Origin of the sequence: Salipiger bermudensis, from assembly GCF_019801965.1 — a bacterium.
Lineage (GTDB): Bacteria > Pseudomonadota > Alphaproteobacteria > Rhodobacterales > Rhodobacteraceae > Salipiger > Salipiger bermudensis_A.
Genome location: NZ_JAHVIA010000001.1, coordinates 738,968 through 757,878, shown reverse-complemented (window position 1 = coordinate 757,878; position 18,911 = coordinate 738,968). Strand labels below are relative to the sequence as shown.

Here is an 18,911-nt window from a genome sequence, read left to right as displayed (position 1 = left end):
GCCTTGCCGGGATCGGCAAGTTGCGTCAAAGGGAAGCCCATGACCCGTCGCGCGCATCTCTTCGCAACGCTCATCGCCCTGGTGTCCATCGCGGGGCTGGTGCTGCAATTCGTCACCGCGTCACTCGAGAGCCCGGCGCTCGCGCCGTCGCAGACGATCTGGAACCTCGCGCGCTACTTCACCATCCTCACCAATGCGCTTGTCGCCGTGAGCTTCACCTGGATGGCGCTGCGCAGGCGGATGGCGGGGGCGCTGTGGCTCGGCGGGCTGACGCTGTGGATCGCCATCGTCGGCGTGGTCTACTACGCGCTGCTGGCCAACCAGCTCTCGGGGCTCGACGCGCTGGCGGACCGGCTGGTGCACTTGGTGGCGCCGGTCCTGACGGTGCTGTTCTGGCTGACCTGCGCGCCGAAGCACGGTCTGACGCTGACGAGCGCGGCGAGCTGGCTGCTCTGGCCGTTGGTCTACGTGGTCTACGCGCTGCTGCGCGGGCAGGTCGACGGCGCCTATCCCTATTTCTTCGTCGATCCGACCCGGATCGGCTGGGACGGCGTGCTGCGCTGGTCGGCGCTGCTGTGCGTGAGCTTCGCCGGCGCCGGGGGGCTGCAGGTGGGGATCGCCCGGCTGCTGCGTTAATCCTCGTCGCGGTCGCGCGGGAAGGAGGCCAGCCCGGGAAACGGCGGCAGCCACGGTTCGCGCCGGCAGGTCCAGAGCTCGTAGTCGGGCGTGAATGCGCCGGGCGTGTCGAGCGCGCCCAGATGCAGCTCCACCTCGTCGCCGCTGCGCGAGAATACCGAGCTGCCGCATCGCGCGCAGAAATGCCGCCCCCGATAGCTGGCCGGGCTGCCGCTTACGGAGACCGCGGAGGCCGGGAAGATCGCGGCGGCGAAGAACGCGGCGCCGTGGTGCTTGCGGCAATCGAGGCAATGGCAGATGCCGACCCGCTCGGGCGCGCCCGTCGCCTTGACGCGCACCGCGCCGCAGAGACAGCCTGCTTGCGTTTCACTCATCCTCTCGCCTCCAATGATGTCGCGCCATCCTTGGCACCCATCCTCGCCGTGATGCGCGCAGGCCGCCAGAGACAATCACGGCCCGCTCGTGGGCATGGAGCGCGAGTGGCGTAGGGCGATCCTGACACCGGCAATCCGGTCGGAGGGCTGACCGGGCTTCAGTCCGAGAGGCCGTCCTCATCGAGCAGGTGACGGCCCGCGCGATCCTCCACCTCGATTACCCAGAGATCGGGATCGAAGCTGCGCTGCTTGGCGATGCTGGCATCGACCTCGCGCTCGTCGCCCGAGGCGAGCTCGGTCCATTGCCGGGCGCCGGTCATCAGGTCGAAGCCGCGGGTGAAGGCCTGCGCCTTGCCGTCGAGCGTCGCGAGCTTGACCAGCACAGCGCCGGCATGGTCGTCGCCATGGGCGGTGACGTAGGCGGGGATGTTCTGGAACGACAGCCGTGCGAGATAGGCGTCGACCCAGAACCGCGTGGTCAGACGGGCCACGGGGTCAGTTGCCGTCCTTGAAATCGAGTCCCATCTCGGAATAGCGCTCGGCTTCCTCGAGCCAGTTCTCGCGCACCTTCACCTGCAGGAAGAGGTGCACCTTGCGGCCGAGAAACTCTTCGAGCTCGGCGCGGGCCGCCTGACCGATGGCCTTCACCGTCTCGCCCTTTCGGCCCAGCACGATGCCCTTGTGGCCGTCGCGCATGACGTAGATCATCTGGTCGATCCGGGCCGAGCCGTCGGGGCGCTCTTCCCAGTTTTCGGTCTCGACGGTGAGCTGGTAGGGCAGCTCCTGATGCAGGCGCAGAGTCAGCTTCTCGCGCGTCATCTCGGCGGCGATCATCCGCATCGGTAGATCGGCGATCTGGTCCTCGGGATAGAGCCACGGGCTCTCGGGCAGTTCGCCCGCCAGCCATTGCCGCAGATCCTTCACGCCGTGGCCCTTCTCGGCGGAGATCATGAAGGTCTTGGCGAAGGCGTAGCGCTCGTTGAGATCCTCGGTCAGCTTGAGCAGCACCTTGGCCTCGACGCGGTCGATCTTGTTGATCGCCAGCGCCACGGTGCGACCCTTGGGCAGATCGGCCAGCCCCTCAAGGATGCGCTCAACGCCCTCGGTGATGCCGCGATGGGCCTCGACCAGCAGGACGATGATGTCGGCATCTGCCGCCCCGCCCCACGCAGCGGCGACCATCGCTCGGTCGAGCCGGCGGCGCGGCTTGAACAGACCCGGCGTGTCGACAAAGACAAGCTGGCTGTCACCCTCCATCGCGACGCCGCGGATGCGGGCGCGGGTGGTCTGCACCTTGTGGGTCACGATGCTCACCTTGGCCCCCACCATACGGTTGGTGAGGGTGGACTTGCCCGCGTTGGGCTCTCCGATCAGGGCGACAAATCCGGCGCGTGTGGTCATTGGCTGGTCCGTTGGGGAATGATCCGCATCACATAATCGTTTTTTGACCAAAGAGCCATAGATCGCTGTGCTGTAAGGGAAGACACTCTGCCCTATATCCCGCAGGGCTCGTTTCAGAGCGACTCGCAAGGAGATTTCGATGCGACAGGTGCAGGCGGCAGCTTTGGCCCTGATGACGATGGGGCTGGCCACGGTGGCAAGCGCCGAGACCCTCTACGTCCCGACGATCCACGCCCTGCAGGGCGATGGCAGCTACCGCGACTCGCCGCTCAAGGGCAGCGAGCAGGGCGTCTCCCTCGGCGAGTGCCAGAGCCAGGCGAAGCGCTGGAAGGCGAAGAACGCGCAGGCCATCGCGCTGGCGCAGGAGTCGCTTGGCGGCACGCGGCGCGATGCCGCCATCGAGGTCAGCTGCGAGAAGCTCTGATCAGGCCGCGCGGCGGGGCTTGCCGCTGCGCAGGAGCGTGTAGACCCCGCTGACCACGATCAGCAGCCCGCCGGCGAGGGTCCAGAGATCCGGGCGTTCGCCGAAGAACAGGAAGGCGAAGGTCAGCGCCACCAGCAGCCGCGAGTAGCGGAACGGCGCCACCACCGAGACCTCGCCCACCCTCATCGCTCGGGTCAGCGCCGTGTAGGCGGTGACGCCGACCACGCCGGTCAGCAGCAGGCGCCCGAGCTCCGTGCCGGTGGGTAGGCGCGGTGGGGCGGGGTCGAAGGGCAGCATGATGAGGCCCGCCACGATAATCACCGCAAAGCCCAGCACGCCGAGCTGGTTGGTCGAGACCGCAGGCGGGCTGGCGCGGGTGTAGAGATCGCGCATCGCGAAGCCGATCATGCCGGCAACGGCCAGCAGCGCGTCGGGGCGGAAGGCGTCGGGCGTCGGGCGCAGGATCATCAGCACCCCCATGAAGCCCACTGCCATGGCGATCCAGCGCCGCGGGCCGACCTTTTCTCCCAGCAGCAGCGCAGCACCTGCGGTGACCACCAAGGGCGCTGCCTGCAGGATCGACGAGGTCACGGCGAGCGGCGTGTAGGCCAGCGACAGGGCGAAGAAGAGCCGGCCCACGATCTCGAAGAACGTGCGGATCATCAGGCTCGGGCGCAGGATGGCCGGGTGCAGCACCGGCTCGCGGGCGCGCAGGGTCAGCAAGACATAGATCGAGGTGCCGGTGAGACCGAAGATAAGCGTCGCCTCGCCGGGCGGCAGCGCCGGGGTCACCGACTTGAAGAGCGCGTCCTCGATGGCGAAAAGCGTCATGGCGGCGCACATGAACAGCGCGCCCAGCATATTGCCCGAGGCGTCGCGCTCAGCCACCCGTCACCTTGGCGAGCAGCGCCGCGGCGGCTTCCTGCTCGGCCTTGCGCTTGGCGCCGGCGGTGGCCTGCGCAGTCTCGCCGGAGGCCAGCCGCGCCTCGATGGTGAAGACCGGGGCGTGATCCGGGCCGGAGCGCCCGACCTCGACATAGGCGGGGGGCTGCATGCCGCGCGCCTGCGCCCATTCCTGCAGCGAGGTCTTGGCGTCGCGCGCATCCTCGTCGACGCGCGAGACCCGCTCGCCCCAAAGCCGGCGCACCAGCTCCTTGGCGGCATCGAAGCCCGCGTCGAGATAGACCGCCGCGATCACCGCCTCCATCGCATCGCCCAACAGCGCCATCTTGCGGCGCCCACCGGACATCATCTCGGAGCGGCCGAGCTTCAGCGCGGCGCCGAGATCGATCTCGCGCGCCACGTCTGCGCAGGTTTCCTTGCGCACCAGCGCGTTGAAGCGGGGGGCGAGCTGGCCCTCTGAGGCGGCGCGGTCATCGGCCAGAAGCGCCTCGGCCATGACCAGGCCGAGCACCCGGTCGCCGAGGAACTCGAGCCGCTGGTTGTCTTCGCGGCCCGGGGCCGACATCGAGGAATGCGTCAGCGCACGGCGCAGCAGCTCGGGCCGGTCGAAGCGGTGGCCGAGACGCTCTTCGAGCGCGATGATCTCGGCAGACCGCTTCATTGCAGCTTGTGGAAGAAGCGGTCGCCGCGCCAGGTCCAGAAGAACAGCATAGACCGGCCGGAGGACGAGAAGACGACGCGGTTGGCCTTGCCGATCAGGTTCTCGAACGGCACGAAGCCGACGCCGCCGGCGGCGCTGGGCACGCGGCTGTCGGAGGAATTGTCGCGGTTGTCGCCCATCATGAAGTAATGGCCTTCGGGGACGGTGTAAACGCGGGTGTTGTCCGAGCCCTGCATCGCGATGTTGAGGATGTCATGCGACTTGCCGTTGGGCAGGGTCTCGGTCCAACGCGATTTCTCGCAGACGCCGCCGGTGCCCACCGGGCCGTTCTCGCAGCGCGGCCGCAGCTGCTGCGGGCCCTGCGGCTCGGCGGTCTCGGAGAAGGTGCCGTTGCGCTCGACCTGCACCGGCTCGTCGTTGATGTAGAGCAGCCCGTTGGTGACCTGCACCCGGTCGCCCGGCATGCCGATCACGCGCTTGATGAAGTCGCGCCCGGTGACGGGGTGACGGAAAACGGCGATGTCGCCTCGCTCGGGCTCGGAGCCGAAGATACGGCCGTTGTCATCGCCGAGCCAGCCGCAGATGTCTTGGGCGTCGATGTCGAGCCCGACCACGGGCAGGCGGATCGACGGGCAGGAGGCGTAGGAATAGCCGTAGCTCATCTTGTTGACGAAGAGGAAGTCGCCGATCAGCAGCGTGTCCTTCATAGAGCCGGAGGGGATCCAGAAGGGCTGAAAGAACAGGGTCCGGAACACGCCCGCGATCAGAAGGGCGTAGACGATCGTCTTGACGGTCTCGAGGAAGCCGCCGGTTTCTTTCTCTTTCGCCATGACCCGTGCCTTTCATGCCGTGTGACCCCGGCTTCATGGGCGGCGGGCGGTGGAGTGTCAAGGCAGCCGTCCGGGGGCTGCGGCGCCGCGCCCTGCAAACGTGAGGGCAGGCGGGGTCAGGCCGACGGCACAACGACGATCTCGGTGCCCCAGTCGGCGCAGCGCTGGGCCAGCGGGCCGGGCAGCGGCGCATCGGTGAACAGCGTGTCGATCTGGCTCAGCGAGGCGATGCGCGCCGGGGCGCTGCGGGTGCGCTTGGAGGCGTCGGCCACGAGGAAGGTGCGGCGCGACTGGCGCAGGATGGCCTGGCTCACGCCGACCTCCTGGATGTCGAAATCGAGCAGGTCGCCCTCGGCGTCGAGCGAGGAGCAGCCGATCACCGCGAGGTCGAACTTGAACTGCCCGATGGTGCCGGCGGCGAGGTTGCCGACCAGGCCGCCATCCGAGCGCCGCAGGTGCCCGCCGGTGACGATGACCTCGCAATCGGGATTGCCGGCGAGGATGTTGGCCACGTTCATGTTGTTGGTGACCACCAGCAGGTTGCGGTGATTGAGAAGCTGCCGCGCCACCGCCTCGGTGCTGGTGCCGATGTTAAGGAAGAGCGAGATGTCGTCGGGAATCTGCTCGGCGCAGGCCCGCGCGATGGCGGTCTTGGCGGCGGGATTGAGCTCGCGCCGCTCCTCGTATCCGATATTCACCGTGCCCGAGGGCAGCACCGCGCCGCCATGCACCCTGTCGAGCTGGCCCGCCTCGGCGAGATCCGCGAGATCCCGGCGGATGGTCTGCAGGGTGACGCCGAAGTGCTGTGCCAGCAGCTCGACACTGACCTTGCCGTCACGGCGCGCGATCTCGAGGATTTCCGGATGGCGGAAGGAACTGGACATGCAGTGCTTTCGTTTTTGTTCGTAACCGGGCCGCTGGCGCCGGGGTGGCTCAAGGCTATAGCGCCTTTTCGCTCATCGCGCGATGATAAAGTGGTGCCATGTTACCGGGATATTCAAGCAGAGTTGCACGATTATTGAGCCTGGGACGTAATTTTCCCGAAGGGCGCGGTTTTTCGCTTGAGTTTCGGAAACGAAAGAAAGCGAAAGCGTCGCGCTTGCGAAACCGACGCGCTTTCGGCTACCGATAGAAAACCACGCGCAGCAAGGATAGGGCCATGGCAGACCAGCAGACGCATGAGGCGACGGATCTCTTCATCATCGGCGGCGGCATCAACGGCTGCGGCATCGCGCGTGATGCGGCGGGGCGGGGGCTGTCGGTGCGTCTGGCCGAGATGAACGATCTCGCCTCCGCGACCTCCTCCGCCTCGACCAAGCTGTTTCACGGCGGCCTGCGCTACCTCGAATATTTCGAGTTCCGGCTGGTCCGCGAGGCGCTGATCGAGCGCGAGGTGCTGTTGCGCGCCATGCCGCATATCAGCTGGCCGATGCGCTTCGTGCTGCCCTATCACCCCTCGATGCGCTTCGAGAGCGAAACGCCCACTTCGAAGCTGCTGACCGCGGTGATGCCGTGGATGAAGGGGCGCCGCCCGGCCTGGCTGATCCGTCTGGGGCTGTTCATGTATGACCACCTCGGCGGCCGCAAGATCCTGCCCGGCACCAGCACCGTGTCGCTGAAGGGCAGCCCGGAGGGAGCGCCGCTCGAGGACCGCTTCGAGACCGCCTACGAGTATTCCGACTGCTGGGTGCAGGATTCGCGGCTGGTGGTGCTCAACGCCCGCGATGCCGAGGCCAAGGGCGCCAAGATCATGACCCGCACCAAGGTCCTCTCGGCGGTGCGCGATGGCGATCTGTGGCGGGTGCAGGTGCAGGATACCGAAACCGGGGCCATGACGACCCATCACGCGCGGATGCTGGTCAATGCCGGCGGGCCCTGGGTTGGCGATATCATCCACGGCAAGGTGCATCTCAACGTCAAGGAGGGCGTCCGGCTGGTGCGCGGCTCGCATATCGTGACCCGGAAGCTCTACGATCACGACAAGTGCTATTTCTTCCAGGGCACCGACGGGCGGATCATCTTCGCGATTCCCTACGAGGAAGATTTCACCCTGATCGGCACCACCGATGCCGAGCACCACGATCCCGACAAGCGCCCCGAATGCACTCCCGAGGAGCAGCAATACCTGATCGATTTCGCCAACCGCTACTTCAAGCAGGAGATCTCGGCCAAGGACGTGGTCTGGACCTATTCCGGCGTGCGCCCGCTCTACGACGACGGCGCCAGCAGTGCCACCGCGGCCACCCGCGACTACACGCTCAAGGTCGAGGGCGCCGGCGGGGCACCGATGCTCAACGTGTTCGGCGGCAAGATCACCACCTATCGCCGCCTCGCCGAGAGCGCCCTCGAGAAGATCGGCGAGGCGCTGCCGGGGACGGTCACCGGCCCGTGGACCGCGGGCGTCACCCTGCCGGGCGGCGACTTTCCGGTCGATGGCGTGCCGGCGCTGATCTCGGGCCTGCAGCGCTCCTATCCGTTCCTCAACGAGCGCTGGGCGCGGCGGCTGGTCAAGCATTACGGCACCGAGGCGCGCAAGATCCTCGGCGAGGCGCGCGAGGCGGAGGCGCTGGGGCCGGATTTCGGCGAACACCTGACCGGCGCTGAGGTCGACTGGCTGATGGATCGCGAATACGCTCGCACCGCGGAGGACATCCTCTGGCGACGCAGCAAGCTGGGGCTGCATCTCAGCGACGCGCAGGTTGCGGCGCTCGAGGATTACATGCGGGTGCGCCGCAACCGCGCGGCGGGCTGAGCGGCCCGGCGAGACGGCCGCGCCGAGGAGCGGTGGGGCTGGACGGCGCCGTTGGGCGCAACAGATTGAGCGGCAGCCGCGCCGCGGCAGGCAGACCGGAGGGGGAGACATGGGCTACATTCTTGCGATCGATCAGGGCACGACCTCGAGCCGGGCGATCCTGTTCGACAAGGATCTGAAGATCGCCGCGTCGGTGCAGGAGGAATTCCCGCAGCACTACCCGGCCTCGGGTTGGGTCGAGCATGATTGCTCGGATCTCTGGACCACCACCGCGGCGACCTGCCGGGGCGTGATGGAGAAGGCCGGCGTGCGCGCCGCCGACATCGCCGGGATCGGCATCACCAACCAGCGCGAGACCACGCTGGTCTGGGACCGCAAGACCGGCCGCCCGATCCACAATGCCATCGTCTGGCAGGATCGGCGCACCTCGGACTTCTGCAAGAGCCTCAAGGCCGAGGGCCACGAGGCGGTGGCGACGGAAAAGACCGGCCTGCTGCTCGACCCCTATTTCTCGGCGACCAAGGTGGCGTGGATCCTCGACAATGTCGACGGCGCACGGGCCCGCGCCGAGGCCGGCGAACTTGCCTTCGGCACCGTCGACAGCTGGCTGATCTGGAACATGACGGCGGGCCACACCCACGTCACCGACGCCACCAATGCCGCGCGCACCATGCTTTACGACATCAGCAAGGGGCGCTGGTCCTCGACCATGTGCGAGATGCTCGGGATCCCGATGTCGATGCTGCCCGAGGTCAAGGATTGCGCCGCCGATTTCGGTATGGCGCGGGCCGATCTCTTCGGCGCCGAGATCCCGATTCTCGGCGTGGCGGGCGACCAGCAGGCGGCCACCATCGGGCAGGCCTGTTTCCGCCCCGGCATGCTGAAATCCACCTACGGCACCGGCTGCTTCGCACTGCTCAACACCGGCGAAGAGCTGGTGCGCTCGCAGAACCGGCTGCTGTCGACCATCGCCTACCAGCTCGACGGCAAGCGCACTTACGCGCTCGAGGGCTCGATCTTCATCGCCGGCGCGGTGGTGCAATGGCTGCGCGACGGGCTCAAGATCATCCGCCACGCCAGCGAAACCCAGCCGCTGGCCGAGGCGGCCGACCCTTCGCAGGATCTGGTGCTGGTGCCGGCCTTCACAGGGCTCGGCGCCCCCTACTGGAATGCCGAGTGCCGTGGCGCGGTCTTCGGCATGACCCGCAACAGCGGCCCGGCCGAGTTTGCCCGCGCGGCGCTGGAGAGCGTCGGCTATCAGACCCGCGATCTGCTCGACGCCATGCACGCGGACTGGGGCGGCGCAGACGAGGCGGCACTGCGCGTCGATGGCGGCATGAGCGCCAGCGACTATTCCATGCAGTTCCTTGCTGACATCACCGGCGCGCCGGTGGACCGGCCGCAGGTGCTCGAGACCACCGCGATGGGCGCGGCCTGGCTCGCCGGTCAGCGTGCCGGGATCTATCCCGGGATGGAGGAATTCGCCGAGAGCTGGGCGCTGGAGCGGCAGTTCGAGCCGGCAATGGACGGCGATCTGCGCAGCGGCAAATACGCGGCGTGGAAGCGCGCGGTGAAGGCGGCGCAGGGATTCTGAGTAGGCTGTTCACGCGAGCGTGATCTCCGGTGATCGCCGCGATGGAACGCCCGCCCGGGGGTGACGCGTTCTCTTTCCAAACGCAATGGGAAGGAGGCCAACATGCCCAGCATCACCAACTCCAAGATCCTCATCATCGCCACCAACGGCTTCGAGCAGTCCGAGCTCGAGTTTCCCCGTGACCAGCTGCGCGCCAAGGGCGCCGAGGTCCATGTCGCCACGCTCGACGGCGAAAAGATCAAGGGCTGGGAAGGCACCGACTGGGGCCGCGACGCCGAGGCCGATCTCAAGATCGCCGATGCCGACCCGCACCAGTATGACGCGCTGGTCATCCCCGGCGGCCAGATTAACCCCGACCTGCTGCGCGTCGAGGACAGCGTGATTGCGCTGGTCCGCGCCTTCGCCAAGCAGGGCAAGGTGATTGCCGCCGTCTGTCACGCCCCGTGGGTGCTGATCGAGGCCGACATCGTGGCCGGCCGCGAAATGACTGCCTACCCGTCGATCCGCACCGACCTGAAGAACGCCGGCGCGCGCGTGATGGACGAGTCGGTGGTCTGTGACAGCGGCATCGTCACCAGCCGCAACCCCAACGATCTGAAGGACTTCGTGTCGAAGATCGTCGAGGAGGTCGAGGAAGGCCGTCACAACCAAAAGGCGGCCTGAGCCTGTTCCGGCATCAAACTGGTGCTTGAATGGATGGCCGCGCTCCCCCGCAGGGGGCGCGGCCCTCTGCGGTTTGGTTGACAGGTTTCCGCGCGAAATACAAAGCGCGATGAAACCCCGGTATTGTCCCGCCCGTGTCTAAATCGCGCCCCAATCCGAGACCATATCGTGGGCTTAACGAAGAACGAGTGAGGACTGGTTATGGATCGTCTGACCGAAATGGAGGCGTTTGCCACCGTGGTGGACCAAGGTGGTTTCACCGACGCCGCCAAGAAGATGGGCATCTCGAAGTCGGCGGTCTCGAAGCATGTGTCATCGCTGGAGGCCCGCCTTGGCGCGCGCCTGCTGAACCGGACCACGCGCCGCGTCTCGCCGACCGAGATCGGCCTGGCCTATTACGACCGCGCCCGCCGCGTGTTGAACGATGCCGGAGAGGCCGACGCGCTCGTCACCTCGATGCAATCGGCGCCCTCGGGGCTGCTGCGCATTTCGGTTGCCACCGATTTCGGCGTCAATCACCTGAGCCCGGTGCTGGGCGATTTCCTCGCCGAGTTCCCGGAGATCACCGTCAACATGGTGCTCAACAACCGCTACGTGGAGCTGATCTCGGAAGGCTTCGACATGGCCGTGCGCATCGGCGAGCTGGAAGACAGCACGCTGCGCGCCCGCAAGCTCACCGACACCACCAAGCGGATGATCGCCTCGCCGGCCTATTTCGAGAAGTTCGGCCGCCCGTCGCGGATCGACGATCTCAACGAGCACAAGCTGCTGCATTACTCGAACCAGTCGAGCGGCAATGTCTGGAAGGTCACCGCGCCGTCCGGCGAGAAGCGCCAGGTGCGCACCGCCGGCTGGCTCTCGGTCAATGATGGCCAGTCACTGCTGAATGCCTGCATCGCCGGGCTCGGCATCGCCTACCTGCCGTCCTACCTCTATGCCGATGCGATGAAGCAGGGGTTGGTGGAGGATGCGATCCCGGATCTTCCGGTGGAGACCCAAGGCATCTACGCGGTCTATCCGCCGGGCCGCTTCACCCAGCCCAAGGTGCGCGCCTTCATCGATTTCCTTGTCCATGCCTTCGCCGAGCGCGGCCCGCAGGACTGGTAAGGCCCTTCCAGAATTTCCCTCGCCTCGCGTGTTTTGAGGCGCCTCGCCCCGGCCATCGCCGGGGCGTTTCTTTGCCGGTCTGCACCATCGCGCGGAGGCCCGCCGAACACGGGCGTGCAGGGGCGCGCGCCGGTTTGCAAATGCAGCGTCGGGACTGGATTGTCGCCACCGCGATCCCTAGATCGCTACGGACGCCAAACCGGAGCCTTTTACCAGATGCGCCAGACGCTTGCCGAGTTCCTCGACCGCCCTTCGACGCGCTACGCGATCATGGGCGTGATCCTGTTCAATGCCGTGATCCTCGGGCTCGAGACCTCCGCTGCCGTGATGGCCGAGATCGGCTGGCTGATCGTCGCGCTCGACACGCTCTGCCTCGCGATCTTCGTGGCCGAGCTCGCCGCCAAGCTCTATGCGCGCGGCTTCTCCTTCTTCCGCTCCGGCTGGAACGTCTTCGATTTCGTCATCGTCGGCGTGGCGCTGGTGCCGGCGGGGCAGGGGCTCGCGGTGCTGCGCGCGTTGCGCATCCTGCGACTGCTGCGCGTGGTCTCGGTGGCGCCGACCCTGCGCCGGGTGGTCGAGGGCTTCGTCTCGGCGCTGCCGGGCATGGGCTCGGTCTTCCTGCTGATGGGGATCATCTTCTACATCGGCTCGGTGATCGCCACCAAGCTCTACTCCACTACCTTCCCCGAGTGGTTCGGCACGCTCGGGGCCTCGGCCTATTCGCTGTTCCAGATCATGACGCTCGAGAGCTGGTCGATGGGCATCGTGCGCCCGGTGATGGAGGTCCATCCCGAGGCCTGGCTGTTCTTCGTTCCCTTCATCCTGATCACCACCTTCGCGGTAGTGAACCTCGTGGTCGGCCTGATCGTCAACTCGATGCAGGAGGCCCACGCGGTCGAGGAGGTCGCCGCCACCGAGGATTACCGGGAGCAGGTCATTCAGCGGCTGGCCGCCATCGAGGCGCGGCTCGACGAGCGCCGCTGACGAGAGCTTCAGGCTGCGCTAGGCTGACCCGAAGCCAGGGTAGGAGGGCCAGATGCCGAAATTCACCGAGACCACCGCGCAGCGTGAGACCGGCGCTGGCATTTGCGGCCCCTTCGAGGCGGTGCTGTTCAGCGACAGCGGCGGTCTGAGCCAGTTCGGGGCCTTCCTCGAGACGCTTCCGCCGGGCTCGTCCAGCTCGATCCGGCACTGGCATTCGGAGGAGGACGAGATGCTCTACATGCTCGAGGGGACCCTGACGGTGCATGAGGGCGCCGAGACCTACACCCTGTCGCCTGGGGAGGCCGCGACCTTCAAGGCCGGGGTGGCCGAGGGGCATTTTGCCGAGAACGCCAGCGACGCGCCGGTGCGCTACCTCGTCATCGGTACCCGCGCCGCGCGCGACGTGGTGACCTATCCCGAAGCCGACCGCGTGCTGCGCTTGCGTCGCGATCCCGAGAGCCAGAAGATCGTCGAACGCGGCTACACCACGCTCGGCGGCGCGCCGGCAGACTCGCCCTACGGCGACTGATCCCGCGCCGGCGGTTGCCTTGCTGCAGGGTCGCGGCTAGACCGCTGGCATGCGGATCATCGAGAACATCATCAGCGACCGGGGCTCGAAATACGCCGTCTCCGGCGCGCCCTGCCGCTCCGAGGAGGAGGCCAAGGCGCTGATCAAGGAGCTCTGCCGCAAGAAGAAGTTCGCCAAGGCGACCCACAACACCTGGGGCCTGCTGACCGCCGAGGGGCCGGTCAAGAACGACGATGGCGAGAGCGGTGCCGGGATGGTCATCCTTCGGATGCTCGAGCGCGAGGCGTTGCAGGATCACCTCGTGGTGGTGACACGCTGGTATGGCGGCAAGCATCTGGGCGGCGACCGCTTCCGCCACGTGCAGGAAGCGGTGCGGATCTATCTCGAGGATCTGCGCGCCTAGACGGCGCTGGCCTGCGCCTGCAAACGCGCGCCATCGAGCAGCATGTCGACCCGTTCCATGATCGCATCGACGCAGGCCTCGCGCGGCGTGTCGCGATAGACCGCTGGCCTTAGGCCGAAAGTGTAGATCGCGTAGATCGCGTCGATCAGGCTCCAGACCGCACCCTCGTCGAGCGTGGCGAGACCGGGGTCGTCGCGCAGGATATTGGCGATCGGGGTCAGGGCCCGCACCAACTGGGCGCGGTTGCGATCCTCGGTCTCGCGGGGCCATTGCCAATAATAGGCCTGCATCACCGCCATCAACTGGGGATCCTCGAGATCGTGCTCGGCATAGAGGGCGAGAATCCCGCGCAGCCGCTCGCTCGTGGTGCCTTCGTTTGGCAACCCGGCCTCGAGCGCGGCGATCTGGGCATCGTTGTTCTCGTGGATCAGCTCGTAGAGCAGCCCGGCCTTGGAGTGGAAATGCACGTTGATCATGGCATGGGTGACGCCCGCCTCGCGGGCAATCTCGGTGACCGAGACACCGTGATAGCCATACTCGCGGAACAGCCGGCGCGCCGCCTCGATGAGCCGCGCCTTGGTGGCTGCGCTCTGCCTGTCCTTTTGGGTCAGGCGGCCGCGTCGGGGAGAATGCTGATCGTTCGGCATCAAAAGCGCCTGTTCGTGTGAAAAATCAAAACCATACTATCGCGACGGCAGCACAAACGCAAACAATGTAAATAAAAATGTCATCAAAATGTTGACGCTGTTTACTTCTCTCCCTATATCCGTAGCGGCTCGAACGTGCGGCTAGGGAGTACGCGCGATGGATAGATTCAGTGAGATGAGGGCGTTCGCCCAGGTTATGGAACAGCGGTGCTTCAGCAGCGCTGCGGAAACACTCGGATTGTCGAAAGGCTCCGTGTCGAAACAGGTGGCGTCGCTCGAACGGCGCCTTGGCCTGTCGTTGTTCGAACGCACGACGCGCCAGGTCACCCCGACCGACGAGGGGCGGGTCTACTACGACCGCGCCCGGCAGATCCTCGACGAGACGGCGCGGGCCGACCTGATCGCGCGCGCGATGAAACGCGCAAGCACCGACTGGGAAACGCTGCGGGTCATCGCCGAGCCGGAGATTGTCGACCACGTGGTGATGCCGCGCATCTCGGGTTTCCTGCACAGCATGTCGACAGTGCGGCTCGATTTCAGATCGTGCGAAGATGATCCCGACGCGGAAGGAAACGACGGCTGGGAGCTGTCGCTGACCGTGAGTCCTGCCGAGAGCCGCCCGCTCGCAGCGCGCATCATCGGCGCCACCCGCAAGATGCTGGTCGCCTCGCGCGACTATCTCGACCAGGAGGGCATCCCGCGCGAGCCCAGCACCCTGAGCCTGCATCGCCTGCTGCGCCATGCCGGCGCCAACGAGCGCGCCTGGCGGCTGATCGACGAAGATGGCGGCGACGTGCCGATCACCTCGGGACGGCAATTGCTGTTCCAGGACCGGCGCTCTCAGCTCGCCGCCTGCCAGGCGGGGCTCGGAATCGCGCTGCTGCCCGATTACATGGTGCGCGAAGATCTGCACAAGGGCCGGCTGGTGCCGGTAATGCCGGGGCTGTCGAGCCGCCGGCAGGTGATCTCGGCCCGCCATCCCGACCAGGGAACGCCGAGCCGAACCGCGGTTCTCTTCGAAGAATTCCTGGGTCAGACCCTCGTCCATGACGGCTGAGATCTGACCCTCCGCAAACAGGCGGTTCGACTCACCCCCTTAGGGATCGCCTGGGGACTTCGGCCAGCGCTGGCGCTGTCCGGAGTCCCGAAATTCACTCGTTCGGCAGCAGGATCGCCTCCACCCGGCGATTCTCCTCACGGCCCGCCTCGGTCAGGTTGCTGGCCACCGGCGCGAGGTAGCCCGCGCCTTCCGAGCCGAGTTGCCCGTCCGACACCCCCTTGCCCCGCACATAGGCCATCGCCGCGTCAGCCCGCTTGCGGGAAACCGCAATGTTGGCCTCGAGCGAGCCTGTCGCATCGGTGTGCCCGACGAAGAGCACGCGCCGGGTCGGGGTCTCGGCCAGGTAGGCGGCAATCGCGTCGAGCGAGGCCACCGCGCCTTCGCCCAGCGAGGAGGAGCCGCTCTCGAAGCTGAGGTCGTGCAGGATCATGTGGCCGTTCGCTTCGAGCTCAAACCCGGAGCCGGAGCCGGTGGTCACCACGGCAACGGATGGGCTCTCCTCTGGCGCTGCGGCCGGCGCGGTCTCCGTGCCTCCGCCGCTGCGGATCACCTGTACGTAGCTCGCCGCGTTCGAGCGGCTGACCAGCAGGCTTACATGGTCGCCCTCCGGGCCGCGGGCGCTGAGGAAGCGGAAGGCGGTGAGGTCGACATACATCTCGGGCGCCGGGACCACCTCGGTGCCGAAACGGAAGTCGAAGCCGCCGCAGCGCGCCGAGGCGCAGTCGAACAGGATCTCGTAGCCCTCGGCCTGAAGCTGCTCGCGCAGCGGCGCCAGAACCTGCAGCGTCGTCAGGTCGGGCGAGGGGATGCGCCAGGCCTGCCGCAGGATGCGGCCTTCGGAACGAACCACGGGGATGCCGGTCTCATCCTGCCACGGGCCGGTGGGCACCGCGTAGCTGCCCGGGTCCGAGACCCGCTCGGCCATCAGCCGCGCGCCGCCGGGCAGCGCCAGTTCGAGCGCCGCCGCCGGCGAACACAGCGTCGCCAGCAGCGCCGCTTCAGCGAGCCTGCGCGTGATACTCGTCATTCGGCCGCATGTCGGTCGCCGAGGCCACCCGGTTGGTCATGTTGAAGAACCCCGCCACGTTGGCGATGTCCCAGATGTCGCGCTCGGAGAAGCCGGCGTCGCGCAGCGCCTCGCGGTCATACTCGGCGATCTCGGCGCTGGCCTTGGTCATCTTCTCAGCGAAGCTCAACATAGCGCGCTGGCGATAGGGCAGGTCGGCCACGCGCCAATTCATCACCAGCATCTCGCCGAGCTTCGGGTCGCCCGAGAGCTGGCGCACGGCGGCGCCATGGGCGGTCAGGCAGTAGAAGCACTTGTTGATCGACGAGACCACCACCGCGATCATCTCGCGCTCGAGCTTGCTCAGCCCTGAGTCGGCCAGCATCAGCTCGTTGTACATGGCGGTGAAGGTGTTGAGCTTGGCGATGTCGAAGGCGTGGGCCTTGAGCACATTTGGCACCATGCCCAGCTTCTCGTCGCAGATGTCGAAGTATTTCTGCGTCTCCGGCGGCAGCGGCTCCACCATCGGCAGGTTGAGGGCGGTGGGCAGGTCCTTGGTCATGTGTCAGGTCTCTGGCTTGATGCGATAGTGATACTCTCCCACGGGCTCGAAGCCGAGGGAAGCGTAGAGACCGTTGGCCGGCGCGTTCTCCTTCACGCAGAGCGCGGCGATCCATTCCGCCCCGTTCTCCTGCGCCCAAGCAGCGGCGCGGCGCATCATCCACTTGCCGAGCCCCTTGCCGCGATGGGCGGCGCGGATCTCCAGCGCATGCACCATGGCGATACGGTCATGGATGGCGCAGAACCCGGCGCCGGCGGGCTTGTCCTCGGTGCGTCCGAGGATCGCCGCCTTCGGGCCCTGCGCACGCTCCATCACCCGGTAGCGCGCCGGGCCGATGCCACCCTCGGCCCAGATCTCGTGCATGATGGCCAGCGGCTCCCAGATCGCGAAGGCCTTGACCCGCGGAATCTCGATATCGGTGAGGCTGGCCACCGGCGCCAGCCAGAGGGTGACCGGGTCGATCACCGCGTAGCCCTCGGCCGCGAGCGCGGCGTCGAGCGCATCCTCGCCGGCGCGGATCATGAACAGCGCGTCCTGCCCCATCAGCCGCATCGCCTGCTCGGCGGCGGCGAGATCGTCAGGATCCCAGGCGCCCGTCGCGGTGGCACAGGAGACCCGCTTGCCGCCGCCGCCGCCGTCGCGCAGGCGCCAGGGCCCGGCCTCGATCACGTTCGCGGCGGGCCAGGTGCCGTCGATCGCGTCGTAGAGCCGGGTCAGGCCGGGCGCGCTCATGCCGGGAACATCTCGCAGAGCCTGGTCATCGCGGCATCGACACGGGCCCCGTCGGCGCCGCGGATGACGATGTTGGCGCCGTAGATGCCGTTCTTCTGGAACGGGTAGGAGCCGATCGAGAGGTCGGTGAATTCCGATGCCAGCTCCGAGAGCGGCCCGGCGATCTCGCCCTCGCCGCGCTCGATGCGCAGGTTCTGCGACAAGAGCGGCGCGCCGCCGGTGAGCTTGGGCAGCACGCTGGCCACCATCGCCTCGAACACCGCCGGCACCCCGGCCATCACATGGACGTTCTCCATCGCGAAGCCCGGCGCGATCGACACCGGGTTCTCGATCAGCACCGCGCCCTCGGGGATCCGCGCCATGCGCTGCCGCGCGGCGTTGAATTCAGAGCCCTGGCGCTCGTAATGCGCGGCCAGGAGCGCGTAGGCATCCTCGCGGATGTCGATCGAGACGCCGAAGGCGGCGGCGATGCAATCGGCGGTGATGTCGTCATGGGTCGGCCCGATGCCACCCGAGGTGAAAACGTGGTCGACCTGCGCCCGCAGCGCATTGATGGCGTCGATGATGGCGTCGCGGTCGTCGGAGACCACGCGCGCCTCGCGCAGCGTGATGCCCACCTTGGTGAGCTCGCGGGCGAGGTGGTTCATGTTGCTGTCGCGGGTGCGGCCCGAGAGGATCTCGTCCCCGATCACGATCATCGCTGCGGTGGGATTGGTCATCGAACTGTCCTTCTTGGCGCGCCTCACGCAATGGTATAGGCCCGCGCCATGCGCTTTCAAACCCCTCTCGTCCGCGCCGTTTTGCTGCGCCGCTACAAACGCTTCCTCGCCGATGCACGGCTCGAGGACGGGCGCGAGATCACCGCCCACGTCGCCAATCCGGGCAGCATGTTGGGGCTGAAGGACGAGGGGCTGACGATCTGGCTCGAGCCCAATGACGACCCGAAGCGCAAGCTGAAATACGCCTGGCGGCTGGTCGAGCACGAGAACGGCGCCTTCACCGGTGTCGACACCGGCGTGCCGAACCGCATGCTGCGCGCCGCCCTCACCGAAGGCAGGGTGGCCGGGCTCGAGGGCTACGACAGCGTGCGCCCGGAGGTGAAATACGGCGCGAACAGCCGTATCGATTTCCTGCTGACCGCCGAGGGCCGCCCCGACACCTATGTCGAGGTCAAGTCCGTCACGCTGTCGCGCCAGCCCGGCCTCGCCGAGTTCCCCGACAGCGTCACCGCCCGCGGCGCCAAGCACCTCGCCGAGCTCGCCGCCATGGCCGAGGCCGGTCACCGCGCGGTGATGCTCTACCTCGTGCAGCGCACCGATTGCAGCGAGGTCACCCTCGCCGCCGATCTCGACCCGACCTATTCGGCAGCCTTCTCCGAGGCCACCGCCCGCGGTGTCGAGGTGCTGGCCTTCGACTGCGCCATCACCCAGGAGGGCGTCACGCTCGGCAGGCCGCTCCCCTTCCGCGCCGCCTGACGGAAACGCCCGCGCCCAACCTGTCACAGGCAGCCCGTCGTCTCAGAGACAGCACCGCAGCGCAGGGCCAGCGGTGACGGCACCCACCACCTGCACCCCTGTCTTCTCTTCGTCAAAAATACTCCGGGGGAGTCCGCGCTCCGCGCGGACGGGGGCAGCGCCCCCGAA

23 protein-coding genes are annotated in these 18,911 nt (G+C 67.2%); 11 read left to right on the top strand and 12 right to left on the bottom strand.

Going from position 1 to position 18,911, the window contains the following annotated elements; translation table 11 throughout:
* Positions 1-39 precede the first annotated feature (39 nt).
* Positions 40-636, top strand: a complete 597-nt coding sequence (locus KUV62_RS03700; protein ID WP_222602314.1) for a Pr6Pr family membrane protein — start codon at positions 40-42, stop codon at positions 634-636.
* Here KUV62_RS03700 and KUV62_RS03695 read toward each other — a convergent pair.
* From KUV62_RS03695 to era, 3 genes are all read right to left on the bottom strand, one after another.
* Positions 633-1,010 (bottom strand): GFA family protein, encoded by a 378-nt coding sequence (locus KUV62_RS03695; RefSeq protein WP_222602313.1) that lies wholly within the window; start codon positions 1,008-1,010, stop codon positions 633-635. The genes KUV62_RS03700 and KUV62_RS03695 overlap by 4 nt on opposite strands.
* 158 nt (positions 1,011-1,168) lie before the next feature.
* Positions 1,169-1,501: a DUF1491 family protein gene (locus KUV62_RS03690; RefSeq protein WP_222602312.1), complete on the bottom strand. Its 333-nt coding sequence runs from the start codon at positions 1,499-1,501 to the stop codon at positions 1,169-1,171.
* Positions 1,502-1,505: 4 nt separating this feature from the next.
* On the bottom strand, positions 1,506-2,411 hold the full coding sequence (gene era, locus KUV62_RS03685; RefSeq protein WP_222602311.1) for a GTPase Era: 906 nt from the start codon (positions 2,409-2,411) through the stop codon (positions 1,506-1,508).
* A gap of 139 nt (positions 2,412-2,550) precedes the next feature.
* Here era and KUV62_RS03680 point away from each other — a divergent pair, with 139 nt between their 5' ends.
* Entirely contained in the window at positions 2,551-2,835 is a 285-nt protein-coding gene (locus tag KUV62_RS03680; RefSeq protein WP_222602310.1) for a hypothetical protein, read from the top strand.
* Here the strand turns inward: KUV62_RS03680 and KUV62_RS03675 are convergent, their stop codons facing one another.
* From KUV62_RS03675 to KUV62_RS03660, 4 genes are all read right to left on the bottom strand, one after another.
* Positions 2,836-3,723 carry a DMT family transporter gene (locus KUV62_RS03675; RefSeq protein WP_410000830.1) on the bottom strand — a complete coding sequence of 296 codons (888 nt, stop codon included), beginning with the start codon at positions 3,721-3,723 and terminating at the stop codon, positions 2,836-2,838. It lies immediately after the preceding gene.
* Positions 3,716-4,399 (bottom strand): ribonuclease III, encoded by a 684-nt coding sequence (rnc, locus tag KUV62_RS03670; RefSeq protein WP_222602309.1) that lies wholly within the window; start codon positions 4,397-4,399, stop codon positions 3,716-3,718. The genes KUV62_RS03675 and rnc overlap by 8 nt, the downstream gene beginning before the upstream one ends.
* Complete coding sequence (lepB, locus tag KUV62_RS03665) at positions 4,396-5,229, bottom strand: signal peptidase I (protein WP_222602308.1); 834 nt, start codon at positions 5,227-5,229, stop codon at positions 4,396-4,398. The genes rnc and lepB overlap by 4 nt, the downstream gene beginning before the upstream one ends.
* 116 nt (positions 5,230-5,345) lie before the next feature.
* Positions 5,346-6,113 (bottom strand): DeoR/GlpR family DNA-binding transcription regulator, encoded by a 768-nt coding sequence (locus tag KUV62_RS03660; RefSeq protein WP_222602307.1) that lies wholly within the window; start codon positions 6,111-6,113, stop codon positions 5,346-5,348.
* A gap of 275 nt (positions 6,114-6,388) precedes the next feature.
* Between KUV62_RS03660 and glpD the strand changes: the two genes are divergently transcribed.
* The 7 genes from glpD to KUV62_RS03625 all read left to right on the top strand — a co-directional run bounded on the left by glpD (position 6,389) and on the right by KUV62_RS03625 (position 13,261).
* Positions 6,389-7,981: a glycerol-3-phosphate dehydrogenase gene (glpD, locus tag KUV62_RS03655; RefSeq protein ID WP_222602306.1), complete on the top strand. Its 1,593-nt coding sequence runs from the start codon at positions 6,389-6,391 to the stop codon at positions 7,979-7,981.
* Positions 7,982-8,090: 109 nt separating this feature from the next.
* Entirely contained in the window at positions 8,091-9,575 is a 1,485-nt protein-coding gene (gene glpK / locus KUV62_RS03650) for a glycerol kinase GlpK (protein WP_222602305.1), read from the top strand.
* Between the two features lie 102 nt (positions 9,576-9,677).
* Entirely contained in the window at positions 9,678-10,238 is a 561-nt protein-coding gene (locus KUV62_RS03645) for a type 1 glutamine amidotransferase domain-containing protein (RefSeq protein WP_222602304.1), read from the top strand.
* 201 nt (positions 10,239-10,439) lie between these two features.
* The gene (locus tag KUV62_RS03640) at positions 10,440-11,345 is read left to right on the top strand and encodes a LysR family transcriptional regulator (RefSeq protein WP_222602303.1); all 906 of its coding nucleotides are present in this window, start codon (positions 10,440-10,442) and stop codon (positions 11,343-11,345) included.
* Positions 11,346-11,561: 216 nt separating this feature from the next.
* Positions 11,562-12,329, top strand: coding sequence for an ion transporter (locus KUV62_RS03635; RefSeq protein WP_222602302.1), 768 nt, complete (start codon positions 11,562-11,564; stop codon positions 12,327-12,329).
* A gap of 52 nt (positions 12,330-12,381) precedes the next feature.
* A complete protein-coding gene (locus KUV62_RS03630) occupies positions 12,382-12,858 on the top strand; it encodes a cupin domain-containing protein (protein WP_222602301.1) in 477 nt (158 codons plus the stop codon).
* Between the two features lie 49 nt (positions 12,859-12,907).
* Positions 12,908-13,261 (top strand): YigZ family protein, encoded by a 354-nt coding sequence (locus tag KUV62_RS03625; RefSeq protein WP_222602300.1) that lies wholly within the window; start codon positions 12,908-12,910, stop codon positions 13,259-13,261.
* Here the strand turns inward: KUV62_RS03625 and KUV62_RS03620 are convergent.
* The gene (locus KUV62_RS03620) at positions 13,258-13,908 is read right to left on the bottom strand and encodes a TetR/AcrR family transcriptional regulator (protein WP_222602299.1); all 651 of its coding nucleotides are present in this window, start codon (positions 13,906-13,908) and stop codon (positions 13,258-13,260) included. The two genes, KUV62_RS03625 and KUV62_RS03620, sit on opposite strands and share 4 nt — an antisense overlap.
* Positions 13,909-14,065: 157 nt before the next feature.
* Here KUV62_RS03620 and KUV62_RS03615 point away from each other — a divergent pair, with 157 nt between their 5' ends.
* Positions 14,066-14,965: a LysR family transcriptional regulator gene (locus KUV62_RS03615; RefSeq protein WP_222602298.1), complete on the top strand. Its 900-nt coding sequence runs from the start codon at positions 14,066-14,068 to the stop codon at positions 14,963-14,965.
* Positions 14,966-15,059: 94 nt separating this feature from the next.
* Here KUV62_RS03615 and KUV62_RS03610 read toward each other — a convergent pair whose 3' ends face one another.
* The 4 genes from KUV62_RS03610 to KUV62_RS03595 are packed head-to-tail and all read right to left on the bottom strand — an operon-like array spanning position 15,060 to position 17,987.
* Entirely contained in the window at positions 15,060-15,995 is a 936-nt protein-coding gene (locus KUV62_RS03610) for an OmpA family protein (protein ID WP_222602297.1), read from the bottom strand.
* On the bottom strand, positions 15,967-16,536 hold the full coding sequence (locus tag KUV62_RS03605) for a peroxidase-related enzyme (protein WP_222602296.1): 570 nt from the start codon (positions 16,534-16,536) through the stop codon (positions 15,967-15,969). The genes KUV62_RS03610 and KUV62_RS03605 overlap by 29 nt, the downstream gene beginning before the upstream one ends.
* A gap of 3 nt (positions 16,537-16,539) precedes the next feature.
* On the bottom strand, positions 16,540-17,268 hold the full coding sequence (locus tag KUV62_RS03600) for a GNAT family N-acetyltransferase (RefSeq protein ID WP_222602295.1): 729 nt from the start codon (positions 17,266-17,268) through the stop codon (positions 16,540-16,542).
* Positions 17,265-17,987 (bottom strand): competence/damage-inducible protein A, encoded by a 723-nt coding sequence (locus tag KUV62_RS03595; protein ID WP_222602294.1) that lies wholly within the window; start codon positions 17,985-17,987, stop codon positions 17,265-17,267. The genes KUV62_RS03600 and KUV62_RS03595 overlap by 4 nt, the downstream gene beginning before the upstream one ends.
* A 48-nt stretch (positions 17,988-18,035) precedes the next feature.
* Between KUV62_RS03595 and sfsA the strand changes: the two genes are divergently transcribed.
* On the top strand, positions 18,036-18,743 hold the full coding sequence (gene sfsA, locus KUV62_RS03590; protein WP_222602293.1) for a DNA/RNA nuclease SfsA: 708 nt from the start codon (positions 18,036-18,038) through the stop codon (positions 18,741-18,743).
* Positions 18,744-18,911: the final 168 nt, after the last annotated feature.